At 68.6% G+C, this 12,016-nt stretch carries 14 protein-coding genes and 1 riboswitch; of the genes, 10 read left to right on the top strand and 4 right to left on the bottom strand.

The features are described 5' to 3' along the window. Positions 1-35 precede the first annotated feature (35 nt). The 9 genes from AC1DVU_RS04430 (at position 36) to AC1DVU_RS04390 (ending at position 7,733) form a co-directional block, all read left to right on the top strand. Positions 36-335 (top strand): metal-sensitive transcriptional regulator, encoded by a 300-nt coding sequence (locus tag AC1DVU_RS04430; protein WP_332665116.1) that lies wholly within the window; start codon positions 36-38, stop codon positions 333-335. Between the two features lie 24 nt (positions 336-359). Continuing rightward, the gene (locus tag AC1DVU_RS04425; RefSeq protein ID WP_476921215.1) at positions 360-572 is read left to right on the top strand and encodes a heavy-metal-associated domain-containing protein; all 213 of its coding nucleotides are present in this window, start codon (positions 360-362) and stop codon (positions 570-572) included. Beyond that, complete coding sequence (locus AC1DVU_RS04420; RefSeq protein ID WP_476921214.1) at positions 569-1,510, top strand: hypothetical protein; 942 nt, start codon at positions 569-571, stop codon at positions 1,508-1,510. Before AC1DVU_RS04425 ends, AC1DVU_RS04420 begins: the two co-directional genes overlap by 4 nt. A 1-nt stretch (position 1,511) precedes the next feature. Further along, entirely contained in the window at positions 1,512-3,773 is a 2,262-nt protein-coding gene (locus AC1DVU_RS04415; RefSeq protein WP_476921213.1) for a heavy metal translocating P-type ATPase, read from the top strand. After that, positions 3,770-4,252 carry a DUF4396 domain-containing protein gene (locus tag AC1DVU_RS04410; RefSeq protein WP_476921212.1) on the top strand — a complete coding sequence of 161 codons (483 nt, stop codon included), beginning with the start codon at positions 3,770-3,772 and terminating at the stop codon, positions 4,250-4,252. The genes AC1DVU_RS04415 and AC1DVU_RS04410 overlap by 4 nt, the downstream gene beginning before the upstream one ends. Positions 4,253-4,366: 114 nt before the next feature. Further along, positions 4,367-4,798 (top strand): PaaI family thioesterase, encoded by a 432-nt coding sequence (locus AC1DVU_RS04405; RefSeq protein ID WP_476921211.1) that lies wholly within the window; start codon positions 4,367-4,369, stop codon positions 4,796-4,798. A gap of 4 nt (positions 4,799-4,802) precedes the next feature. After that, the gene (locus AC1DVU_RS04400) at positions 4,803-5,726 is read left to right on the top strand and encodes a nucleoside hydrolase (protein ID WP_476921210.1); all 924 of its coding nucleotides are present in this window, start codon (positions 4,803-4,805) and stop codon (positions 5,724-5,726) included. 58 nt (positions 5,727-5,784) lie between these two features. Beyond that, positions 5,785-5,873, top strand: a riboswitch (ZMP/ZTP riboswitch). Positions 5,874-5,917: 44 nt separating this feature from the next. Beyond that, positions 5,918-7,162, top strand: coding sequence for a phosphoglycerate dehydrogenase (gene serA, locus AC1DVU_RS04395; RefSeq protein WP_476921209.1), 1,245 nt, complete (start codon positions 5,918-5,920; stop codon positions 7,160-7,162). A gap of 127 nt (positions 7,163-7,289) precedes the next feature. Further along, a complete protein-coding gene (locus AC1DVU_RS04390; protein WP_476921208.1) occupies positions 7,290-7,733 on the top strand; it encodes an RDD family protein in 444 nt (147 codons plus the stop codon). Between the two features lie 56 nt (positions 7,734-7,789). Here AC1DVU_RS04390 and AC1DVU_RS04385 read toward each other — a convergent pair whose 3' ends face one another. Next, positions 7,790-8,605 (bottom strand): NAD-dependent protein deacetylase, encoded by an 816-nt coding sequence (locus tag AC1DVU_RS04385; RefSeq protein WP_476921207.1) that lies wholly within the window; start codon positions 8,603-8,605, stop codon positions 7,790-7,792. 132 nt (positions 8,606-8,737) lie between these two features. On the opposite strand from AC1DVU_RS04385, the gene AC1DVU_RS04380 reads away from it, so the two are divergent. Then, complete coding sequence (locus AC1DVU_RS04380; RefSeq protein ID WP_476921206.1) at positions 8,738-8,893, top strand: DUF6131 family protein; 156 nt, start codon at positions 8,738-8,740, stop codon at positions 8,891-8,893. Between the two features lie 46 nt (positions 8,894-8,939). Here the strand turns inward: AC1DVU_RS04380 and AC1DVU_RS04375 are convergent, their stop codons facing one another. The 3 genes from AC1DVU_RS04375 to AC1DVU_RS04365 all read right to left on the bottom strand — a co-directional run bounded on the left by AC1DVU_RS04375 (position 8,940) and on the right by AC1DVU_RS04365 (position 12,003). Next, on the bottom strand, positions 8,940-9,464 hold the full coding sequence (locus tag AC1DVU_RS04375; RefSeq protein ID WP_476921205.1) for a DUF1697 domain-containing protein: 525 nt from the start codon (positions 9,462-9,464) through the stop codon (positions 8,940-8,942). 113 nt (positions 9,465-9,577) lie between these two features. Continuing rightward, positions 9,578-11,602, bottom strand: coding sequence for an oxidoreductase (locus AC1DVU_RS04370; RefSeq protein WP_476921204.1), 2,025 nt, complete (start codon positions 11,600-11,602; stop codon positions 9,578-9,580). Continuing rightward, complete coding sequence (locus AC1DVU_RS04365) at positions 11,599-12,003, bottom strand: nuclear transport factor 2 family protein (RefSeq protein ID WP_476921203.1); 405 nt, start codon at positions 12,001-12,003, stop codon at positions 11,599-11,601. The genes AC1DVU_RS04370 and AC1DVU_RS04365 overlap by 4 nt, the downstream gene beginning before the upstream one ends. Between the last annotated feature and the right edge of the window lie 13 nt (positions 12,004-12,016).

Below are 12,016 nucleotides of genomic sequence, written 5' to 3'. Positions count from 1 at the left end.
CACATACCCCCCAGGGGTAAGAACGAGGAGTCACGATGGCGCACGATCACGAAGCACGCGGGTATGACGACAAGAAGGACGACTACCTCAAGCGGCTGCGTCGCATCGAGGGCCAGGCCCGCGGCCTGCAGCGCATGGTCGAGGAGGACCAGTACTGCATCGACATCCTGACCCAGGTCTCCGCCATGACCAAGGCGCTCCAGTCGGTGTCGCTGGGCCTGCTCGACGACCACCTCAACCACTGCGTCGTCGATGCCGCCCGCGCCGGTGGCGCCGAGTCCGAGGCCAAGATCCGCGAGGCGTCCGACGCCATCGCCCGCCTCGTCCGCAGCTGACCGAACACCACGAGAGGAATCCCCATGACCACCAGCACCAGCACCTACACCGTCGTCGGCATGACCTGCGAGCACTGCGTCCGCTCCGTCAGCGAAGAGGTCGGCGCGATCCCCGGGGTCAGCGACCTGAGCGTCGACCTGGCGACCGGCGCCCTGTCCGTCACGACCGAGGCCGAGCCCGTGGCCGACGACGCCGTACGCGAGGCCGTCGCCGAAGCCGGCTACCAGGTCGCATGAATATCGGTACTGGAGCCAAGGTCGGCGTCTTCGTCGCAGGTCTCTGCGTCGTGTTCGGCGCAGCGATCGCGCTCGGCAACGCCGTCGGACCGGTCGATTCCGAGCCTGCCGCGATGGACCACGGTGAGGACGGCGCGATGAAGGACATGCCCGGTATGTCCGAGGCAGCCGACACCGTCCCGGGCGGCCTGCAGGTCGCCGAGAACGGCTATCGCCTGGTGCTCGACGAGCCCCGGCAGCAGCCGGATGACCGGGCGACCGTGACGTTCACGATCCTGGGCCCGGACGGCGAACCGCTGACCGACTACGCCACGCTGCACGACAAGAAGCTGCACTTCATCGTGGCCAAGCGCGACCTGTCGGGATTCCAGCACGTCCACCCGACGATGGACGAGCACGGGACCTGGACGGCAACCCTCACGCTCGAGCCGGGCCAGTGGCGTACGTTCGCCGACTTCGATCCGGCCGGCAAGGACCCGCAGCTCACCCTCGGGGCTGACCTCTCGGTAGCCGGTGATGTCGCGCCGAAGCCGCTGCCAGAGCCGTCGCGGACCGCGACGATCGGCGACTACACGGTGACGCTCGACGGCGACGCCAAGGCCGGCGGGGACTCGAAGCTGACGTTGACGGTGGCCAAGGACGGCCAGCCCGTCACCGACCTGCAGCCCTACCTCGCCGCGTACGGCCACCTGGTGGCGCTGCGTGCCGGCGACCTCGCCTACCTCCACGTCCACCCGGACGGCGAGCCCGGCGACGGCAGGACCAAGCCCGGCCCCGGCATCACGTTCCACGCCGCATTCCCGTCCGAGGGCAGCTACCGGCTCTACCTCGACTTCAAGCACGGTGATGTCGTGCGTACGGCCGAGTTCACCATCGAGGCGGCCGGCGCAACGGACGCGCACGACGACAACCACGACGATTCAGAGCACGAGCACTGAGATGGCACTCATCGATCAAGACCCCACGACCGACCGGATCGACCTGTCGATCGGCGGCATGACCTGCGCCTCGTGCGCGATGCGCATCGAGAAGCGGCTCAACAAGCTCGACGGTGTGACGGCGTCGGTCAACTACGCCACCGAGAAGGCGCGGGTCGACACGTCGGGTCCGATCGACCCTGAGCTGCTGATCGCCGAGGTCGCGAAAGCCGGCTACACGGCCCAGCTGCCGCATCCGCCCCAGGACGAGCAGGCCGACGACGAGGTCGAGGACGATCCGTCGCGCCCGCTGCTCAACCGCCTGCTGATCTCGATCGTGCTGACCGTGCCGGTCATCGCGATGGCGATGGTGCCCGCGCTGCAGTTCACCAACTGGCAGTGGCTGTCGCTGACGTTGGCGGCGCCGGTCGTCATCTGGGGAGCGCTGCCGTTCCACCTCGCTGCCTGGGCCAACCTGCGCCACGGCGCGGCGACGATGGACACGCTGATCTCGCTCGGCACACTCGCGGCCCTCGGCTGGTCGCTGTACGCGTTGTTCTGGGGCACGGCCGGCGAGCCGGGGATGAAGCACCCGTTCGAGCTGACGATCTCCCGCATGGACGGCAGCGCCAACATCTACTTCGAGGCCGCCGCCGGTGTGACGACGTTCCTGCTGGCCGGGCGCTACTTCGAGGCCCGCGCCAAGCGGCGATCCGGCTCGGCGCTGCGGGCGCTGCTCGCGCTGGGCGCGAAGGAGGTCTCGGTCGTACGCGACGGCGTCGAGGTCCGCATCCCCACCGACGACCTGCACGTCGGCGACATCTTCGTCGTACGTCCGGGAGAGAAGATCGCGACCGACGGCGTGATCGAGGACGGCACGTCCGCGGTCGACGCGTCGATGGTCACCGGCGAGTCCGTGCCCGCCGAGGTCGTCCCCGGCGACGAGGTCGTGGGCGGCACCGTCAACACCAGCGGCCGGCTGACCGTGCGGGCCACCCGCGTCGGCGCCGAGACCCAGCTCGCTCAGATGGCCCAGATGGTCGAGGACGCGCAGAGCGGCAAGGCTCAGGCGCAGCGGCTCGCCGACTCGATCTCGGGCATCTTCGTCCCGATCGTGATCGCCCTGGCGGTCGGCACGCTCGGTTTCTGGCTCGGCACCGGTGAGGGGGCGTCCGCGGCCTTCACGGCTGCCGTCGCGGTCCTCATCATCGCCTGCCCGTGCGCGCTGGGCCTCGCGACGCCGACCGCCCTCATGGTCGGCACGGGTCGCGGTGCGCAGCTCGGCATCCTGATCAAGGGCCCCGAGGTGCTGGAGTCCACCCGGACGATCGACACCGTCGTGCTCGACAAGACCGGCACCGTCACGACCGGCAGGATGACGTTGCACGAGGTGGTCGTCGCCGAGGGCGAGGACCGCGCGACCGTGCTCCGCATCGCCGGCGCGCTCGAGGACGCCTCGGAGCACCCGATCGCCCGCGCGATCGCCGATGCCGGTCGCTCCGAGCACGGGCTGCTGCCACCCGTCGAGGGCTTCAGCAACACCGAAGGGCTCGGTGTGCAGGGCGTCGTCGAGGGCCACGCGGTCGTGGTCGGCCGCGAGGCGTTCCTCGCCGACTGGTCACAGCCGCTTGGCGACCTCAGCGGAGCCAAGGACGAGGCCGAGGCGCTGGGGCGTACGCCCGTCGTCGTCGGCTGGGACGGTGCCGTCCGCGGCATCCTGGTCGTCGCCGACACGATCAAGGAGTCGAGCGCCGAGGCGGTGCGCCAGCTCCGCGACCTCGGCCTCCGCCCCGTCCTGCTGACCGGCGACAACGAGCGCGCGGCCCGAGCCGTTGCCGCGGTCGTCGGCATCGACGAGGTGTACGCCGAGGTGCGGCCCGGCGACAAGGTCGACGTCATCCGCCGGCTCCAGCAGGAGGGCCGTACCGTCGCGATGGTCGGTGACGGCGTCAATGACGCCGCCGCCCTGGCGCAGTCCGACCTGGGCCTGGCCATGGGGACCGGCACGGACGCCGCGATCGAGGCGTCCGACCTGACCCTCGTACGCGGTGACCTGCGGGCCGTGCCCGACGCGATCCGGCTGTCCCGTCGCACGCTGGGCACGATCAAGGGCAACCTGTTCTGGGCCTTCGCATACAACGTCGTCGGCATCCCGTTGGCCGCCGCAGGGTTGCTCAACCCCATGCTGGCCGGCGCCGCGATGGCGTTCTCGTCGGTCTTCGTCGTCTCCAACAGCCTGCGGCTGCGCAGCTTCAAGACGCTCAACTCGGAAGGATCCTCATGACTCAGCACGAGCACCACCACATGCACGACATGGCGATGACCGGCCGCGAGCTCACGAGGAGCGCGATCTCGGCAACGGTCCACTGCCTCACCGGCTGTGCGATCGGCGAGGTCCTCGGCATGGTCATCGGCACGGCGTTCGGCCTGCACAACGCCACGACGATCATCCTGTCGATCGTGCTCGCGTTCTTCTTCGGCTACGCCCTGACGATCCGGCCGGTGCTCGCCGCCGGCATCCCGTTCGCCGGTGCGATCAAGGTCGCCCTCGCTGCCGACACGTTGTCGATCCTGACGATGGAGATCATCGACAACACCGTGCTCGTTGCGGTGCCGGGTGCGATGGACGCAGGCCTGGCCAGCTTCCTGTTCTGGGGGAGCCTCGCGTTCTCGCTCGCTGTCGCGTTCGTCGTGACGGTGCCGGTCAACCGCTGGCTCATCGGTCGCGGCAAGGGCCACGCCGTGATGCACGAGTACCACTGAGATGTGCAAGACGTACGCCTCATAGGCTCTTCGCATGAGCGAGCGCCAGCGAGTGAACCATGGGGCAGTCATGCCGATGTCCCCATATCGTTACTTCTCAAAGGGGACTTCGGCATGACCCAGATCCCCGGTTTGGACGGCCTGCTCGGCGTCGAGCACGTCGAGTCGACTCCCGACAAGTTCGTCGTACGCTTCACGATCGGCGAGCAGCACCTGCAGCCGTTCGGCATCCCGCACGGCGGTGCCTACTGCACCGTCCACGAGTCCACGGCGAGCTGGGCCGGCCAGGTCTGGCTGGGCGACAAGGGCATCGTGGTCGGCACCAACAACTCGACGGACTTCCTGCGCCAGGCCAAGGTCGGGGACACCATCACCACGACGGCGACGCCGATCCATCGCGGCCGCAGCCAGCAGCTCTGGCACCTGGACTCGGTCGACCAGGACGGCCGGCTCGTCGCGCAGGGCCAGGTCAGGCTGGCCAACCTCGACCAGCAGATGCCGCCCGAGATGCTGGCTCGGTTCATCGGGTCGAACCCGCAGGAGTAGCCACATGCCGCGCCGGTTGATCCTCGACTGCGACACGGGGACCGACGACGCGATCGCCATCATGTTGGCGGCGGCCAGGCCCGAGCTCGACCTGCTGGCGGTGACGGCGGTCTGGGGCAACCACGCCGTCGAGCACACGGCAGACAATTCCCTCAGGACGCTCGACCTGATCGGTCGGACCGACATACCCGTGTACGCCGGGCGCGGAGCGCCGATCGAGCCGCCACCTGGAGCGCCGGCGCCCGTCGGTAGCCCCGAGCCCGACACGCTGCCCCTCCCGCCGGCGACACAGACGGTCGAGCAGCAGGACGCCGTCGAATGGCTCGTCGAGACGGCCCGGGCCACGACCCAGCGGTTCACCCTCGTGCCGACCGGCTCGATGTCCAACGTCGCATCCGCGGTCGGCGCGGACCCTGCGTTCGTGGACGCGGTCGACGAGATCGTCATGATGGGCGGCGTCATCGAGCGCGGCGGCCGGTTGCCCGAGGTCGAGACGAACGTCGGCCACGACCCCGAGGCCGCCCAGCGCGTGCTCGACGCGGGGTTCGAACGGCTGGTCCTCGTCCCCCTCGACGCGACCTATCGCGCGACCGTCACGGCCGAGCAGTGCGCAGCCCTGCGTGCAGGCGGGGGCGCAGCCGCCGGGGTCGCGGCGGACTTCATCGAGCAACGCATCGAGCGCTATCGCCAGCTCCCCGCGATGGGCGGCCGCGCTGCGGCACCCGTGCACGACGCGCTGACCGTCGCTTACATCGTGGACCCGACCCTCATCACGCTCAGACCCGCGACTGTCCGGGTCCACACCGGTGACTCGCCGACCCGCGGGCGTACGGACATCACCCTCGGAGGCGGCGACGTGCAGGTCGCGACCGATGCGGACGCGGCGCGCTTCTTCGAGCTCCTGCGCGAGTCGCTGACCAGCCTCTGAGCTGTCTCAGCAAATGTCGGCGCCGTCAGTCCACCTGTACCCACGCGGTAGACTCGTCGAAGTCGGTCGCGACTGGCGTTGAGGTGGATACCACCGGGGAGCGACTGCAAACACCGGACATCGGGACCGTTCGCCTGGGCCCCACGTCAGCCGTGCATTGCTGACTGGAGGCAACCGAGATGATGATGACCATGACGACCACTGATCCATTCCCGACCTCGCTGCTCGAGGACGAGGACGTACGCGTCCTGCTGCTCGAGAACATCCACGTCGACGGGGCCGACTTCCTGCGTGGCAAGGGCTACCAGGTCGAGACCCGCGACGGCGCCCTCGGCGAGGACGAGCTGATCGAGGCGATCCAGGGCGTGCACCTGCTCGGGATCCGCTCGACGACCTACATCACCGACAAGGTGCTCGACGCGGCTCCCGACCTGATCGCGATCGGCGCGTTCTGCATCGGCACCAACCAGATCGACCTGCCCGCGGCCACCAAGCGGGGCATCGCGGTGTTCAACGCGCCCTACTCCAACACCCGCAGCGTCGTCGAGCTCGCAATCGCCGAGATCATCTCGCTGGCCCGCCGGCTCCACGAGAAGTCGACCGACATGCACAACGGTGTGTGGAACAAGTCGGCCGCCGGCAGCCACGAGGTCCGCGGCCGTACGCTCGGCATCGTCGGCTACGGCAACATCGGCAGCCAGCTGTCGGTCATCGCGGAGGCGCTGGGCTTCAAGGTCGTGTTCTTCGACATCGACGACAAGCTCGCGCTCGGCAACGCCAAGCGCTGCTCGACGATCGAGGAGCTGCTGCAGACCTCGGACGTCGTGACGCTGCACGTCGACGGGCGACCCGGCAACGCCGGGCTGTTCGGCGCCGAGGAGATGGCGCAGATGAAGCCGCGCTCGCTGTTCCTCAACCTCTCGCGCGGCATCGCGGTCGACACCGCAGCGCTGCGTCAGCACATCGAGTCCGGGCACATCGCCGGCGCCGCGCTCGACGTCTTCCCGGTCGAGCCCAAGCGCCAGGGCGACGCGTTCGAGTCGGACCTGCGCGGCCTGCCCAACGTCATCCTCACCCCGCACGTCGGCGGGTCCACCGAGGAGGCGCAGCAGGACATCGGCCGTTTCGTGGCTTCCAAGCTCCGGTCGTACGCCTCGGCCGGTGGCACGTCGCTCAGCGTCAACCTGCCGGAGATCAACCTGCCGTCGGACGCCACGAAGCACCGACTCGCGCTGGTGCACCTGAACCACCCTGGCGTGCTGGCCAGGATCAACGGCCTGCTCGGCGATCACGAGGTCAACATCGAGGCGCAGTCGCTGTCGACGCGCGGCGAGCTGGGCTACGTGCTCACCGACGTCGCGGCCGAGGTCGGGCCAGACGTGCTCAAGGAGCTCGCCGGCCTGCCAGAGACCGTACGCCTCCGCCAGCTCAGCTGATCCACACGCAGGAACGCCCCGACCCGCGATGCGGATCGGGGCGTTCCTGGTCAATGAGGTGACAGTTTGTCGGTAGTCTGTGCCGCGGTCGCGACCAGCGGCCCACCACAGACACGAAGGAACACAGATGACCGACTATTCTCAGCCAGCACCTCAGATGCCGGACGGTTTCCACGTCGACCACGCGAGCGGCATCGCCTTGCCCCACGGAGTCGAGCTGGCTTCTCACGGACGACGCGTCGGAGCCTATTTCCTCGCGATCCCGCTCGTCATCGTCACGCTCGGAATCGGCTACCTGATCTGGGGAATCATCGCGTGGACCAAGGGGACGTCGCCGGCCCTGCAGGTGCTCGGGATGAAGGTCTACCGTCCCGAACAGCGCAAGCTCGCCACCTTCGGACCGATGGCGCTCCGCAACATCGTGGGTGGCATCGCGCAGGGAATCTTGTCGGTCATCACCCTGCTCGTCTCGTTCATCCTGTTCCTGACGCGTCCTGACCGCCGGTCGCTGCCGGACCTCGTTGCGAGCACCGTCGTCGTCCACGATCCCAACAAGGCGCTGGCCGTCTAGCCAGCAGCATCACCTCGCCGGCTCCGGTCGAGTCCGGGCGCCTGTGCGTCCAGTGCTCAGGCCGGCGAGGTGGCGCGACCACCGGCCAGCAGCGCCAGCGTCTCAGCGCAGCCGGCCTCCAGCTTGACGGTCGCGAGGTGGTCGCCGCGCGTCGTCCCGCGGTTGATGATGGCGACCGGGATGCCGCGCTTGTGCGCCGCGCGTACGAACCGCAGCCCGGACATCACCTGCAGCGACGAGCCGAGCACGACCAGCACCTCGGCCTCCTCGACAAGGGCATAGCTGCGCTCGACCCGGTCCTTCGGAACGTTCTCGCCGAAGAACACCACATCCGGCTTGAGGTCGCCGCGGCATGTCGTGCACTCGGCGACCTGGAAGTCGGCGGTGTCGTCCAGCACCACGTCGCCGTCCGGCGCCACCTCGCCGACGCGGGTCTCGTAGCCGGGGTTGAGCATCGAGAGCCTGGCGTGCAGATCGGATCGCGGTGTCAGCTCACGGCACTGCAGACAGATGACCCGGTCGATCCGCCCGTGCAGGTCGATGACGTCGCGGTGCCCGGCACGTCCGTGCAACCCGTCAACGTTCTGGGTGATGAGACCGGTGAGGCGCCCGTCGCGCTCGAGGCCGGCCAACGCGTAGTGCGTCGCGTTGGGCTTCGCCCCGCGCATCCGGCTCCACCCGACATGGGCTCGCGCCCAGTAGCGCTGCCGACCCTCGGGCGTACGCACGAATTCCTGGTAGGTCATCGGTGTCCGCACCGGCGAACCCGGCCCGCGATAGTCAGGGATCCCGGAGTCGGTCGACACCCCGGCGCCGGTGAGCACGAGCCAGCGCCGATCGCCGAGGACCTGCTCGACCGACTGATGATTCACGTCTTCAAGCGTACGTTCCCGCCACGACCACGAACCCAGAAAGCCTGTCTGGTGCTTCAAACGCCGCTCGGCGGGTATGTCCGGAGATGAAATGAGCCGGCAACCGTCGGCTGAGGGAAGATAGGAACCGCTGTGATCATTCTCGGACTCATCCTGTTGATCCTGGGAGCAGTGCTCAATGTCCCGATCCTGTACACGATTGGCATCATCTTGGTGATTGTCGGTGCAGTCTTGTGGATCCTGGGCTCGATGGACCGCGGCATCGGCGGTCGAAGACACTACTTCTGAACCATGACGGGGTCGTCACCTTGAGGTGGCGGCCCCGCCCCATGTCTCAGCCCGCCAGCTCGATGAGCTTCTTGACGGTGTTGAGGTTGCGGGCCGTGCCGGGCACCTTGAGCGCGCGGCCGATCGAGTCGGTCTTCATCTGCGGCCTGCCGGCACCGTTGGCGTACCGGATGTGCAGCTCGGTGCCGATGACCTTCCACTGGTCGTCGCCGGTCTCGTACGTCTCGGCCTTCGCGATCGCCTCGGCGGTCGGCTTGCCGGCCAGGAAGGAGACGTAGGAGTACTTCGGCTCGGCCACCTCGAACGGATGCGCGTCGAGCGCCTTGCGGACCTGCGCCGGCGTGCGGGAGATGACGTCGCGGAACCAGCCATAGCGCTTCTCGATCGCCTTCCCGAGGGCACGGTCGAAGTCGGCACCCTTGCCCGGTACGTCGGCGATGAGGTTGCCCGAGGCGATGTACGTCTGGACGTCGGTCGCCCCGAGCTCGGTGGCGATCGTGCGCAGCTCGGCCATGGGCAGCTGCGTGCCCCCGACGTTGACGGCGCGCAGCAGGACGATCCGGGTGCTCACCGGTCCAGTATGTCGTTCAGAACGTCACGTGGTCTCGATACGGCTCGGCCGCGGGCGGCCTCCCCTACTCGACCGCCATGTGCTGCGCGAGTACCCCGTGAGCCGGAAGCAGGTCACAGCCTCGCGGCGAGCTCCGTGGCTTGCTTGATGGCGCGCTTGGCGTCGAGCTCGGCGGCGACGTCGGCACCGCCGATGACGTGCACCGGCTTGCCGAGCGCCTCGAGCGGCTCGATCAGACCGCGTACGGACTCCTGGCCGGTGCACAGCACGATCGTGTCGACGTCGAGGACCCGTGACTCGCTGGTGTCCTTGCCGGTGGCGACCGTGACATGCAGGCCGGCGTCGTCGATGCGGTCGTACGAGACACCCTTGACCATCTCGACACCGGAGTCCTTGAGGGTCTGGCGATGCACCCAGCCCGTCGTCTTGCCGAGGCCCTTGCCCAGCTCGGTGGTCTTGCGCTGCAGCAGGATGACCTCGCGCTTGGGCGGCGCCTTGAGCTTGGTGGCGAGTCCGCCGCGCTCGAGCTCCGGGTCGGTGACGCCCCAGCGCTCCATCCAGTGCTCGATCGACTCATCCGGCTCGTGCAGCAGGAACTCTGAGACGTCGAAGCCGATGCCCCCGGCGCCCATCACGGCGACGCGGCGCCCGACGGGGGCGCGGTGACGGATGACGTCCTGGTAGTTGACGACGTTGGGGTGCTCGACGCCGGGCACCGACGGGATGCGCGGCTCGACGCCGGTCGCGACGACGATCTCGTCGAAGCTGGCCAGATCGTCGACCGTTGCCTCGGTGTTGAGGTGGACCTTGACGCCACCGAGCTCCAGGCGCCGGGTGTAGTAGCGGATCGTCTCCTTGAACTCCTCCTTGCCGGGGATCTGCATCGCCAGCCGGAACTGGCCGCCGACCTCGGGCAACGCCTCGAACAGCTCAACGGTGTGCCCGCGCCCCGACAGCTCGGTCGCCGCGGCGAGCCCGGCAGGGCCGGCGCCGACGACTGCGATGCGCTTGGACGTACGCGTGGGAGACAGGATCAGCGAGGTCTCGTGCCCTGCGCGGGGGTTGATCATGCAGCTCGCGCGCTGGTTCTTGAACGTGTGGTCGAGGCACGCCTGGTTGCAGGCGATGCACGTGTTGATCTCGTCTGCGCGGTTCTCCGCCGCCTTGGCGACGAAGTACGGATCGGACAGCAGCGGCCGCGCCATCGACACGAGGTCGGCCTGGCCCGAGGCGATGATCTCCTCGGCGATCTCGGGAGTGTTGATGCGGTTGGACGCCACGACGGGCACCGACACCTCGGGCCGCAGCTTGCCGGTGACCCACGAGAAGGCGCCGCGGGGCACCGAGGTGACGATCGTCGGGATGCGAGCCTCGTGCCATCCGATGCCGGTGTTGATGATCGAGACGCCGGCCGCCTCGATCTTCTTGGCCAGCGCGACGGTCTCGTCCCAGCTCTGCGCATCGTCGACGAGGTCGAGCAGCGACATCCGGTACATCACGATGAAGTCGTCGCCGACCGCCTCGCGTACGCGCTCGACGATCTCGACCGGGAAGCGCATGCGGTTCTCGGCGCTGCCGCCCCACCGGTCCGTACGGTCGTTGGTCCTCGCCGTCAGGAACTGGTTGATCAGATAGCCCTCGGAGCCCATGATCTCGACGCCGTCGTAGCCGGCCCGCCTTGCGAGCTTGGCCGAGTCGGCGAAGTCCGTGATCGTGCGGTCGACCTCCCTGGTCGACATCGCCTTGGGCTTGCCCATCGGCGTGATCGGCGACGGCTTGCCCGACGCGGCGCGCTTGAACGGGTGGTAGCCGTAGCGCCCGGCGTGCAGGAGCTGCATCGCGATCTTGCCGTCGTGCTCGTGCACCGCGTCGGTGACGATCCGGTGCTTGTCGGCGAACCGCTTGGACGTCATGAGCGACCCGAACGGCGAAAGCCAGCCGTGCCAGTTGGGCGCGTAGCCGCCGGTCACGGACAGCGCCACGCCACCCTTGGCCCGCTCGGCGAAGTAGGCCGCGAGCTCCGGCAGATGCTTGGCCCGGTCCTCCATGCCGGTGTGCATCGAGCCCATGATCACGCGGTTGCGCAGCGTCGTGTGGCCGAGGTCGAGCGGCTCCAGCAGATGGGGATATGGGGTCATCGAGTCTCTCCGGTGAGGTCGGCCAGGGCTTCTGCCTGGATCTGGTCGAACTGGGCGCCCATGGCCTGGGCGAGGGCATTGGCGCCGGACAGCGGGCGCACCATGACGGTGAGCTCGCTGATCAGGCCGGCTTCGTTGGTGCTGATCAGGTCGATTCCGTTGACGGAGACGCCGTCGACGACGGTCTCGAACACCAGCGCCGAGCCTTGCCCGTCGGCGAGCTCCCGGACGTACCGGAAGTCGGTGAAGACCCGGCCGACCCCGCGGAGGATCGCCGCGACGATCGGCCGCCCTTCGTACGGCTTGAAGGCGACAGGACTGCGGAACACCACGTCCTCGGCGAGCAGGTCGCCGAGCGCGGCGAAGTCTCCCGCTTCCACGGCTGCACGGAACTCGTTCATTCGGACTCCTGTG

It is taken from the genome of Aeromicrobium sp. P2_G6 (genome assembly GCF_056403535.1).
The sequence above is the reverse complement of the archived record's forward strand: the minus strand, read 5'-3'. Positions and strand labels throughout refer to the sequence as shown.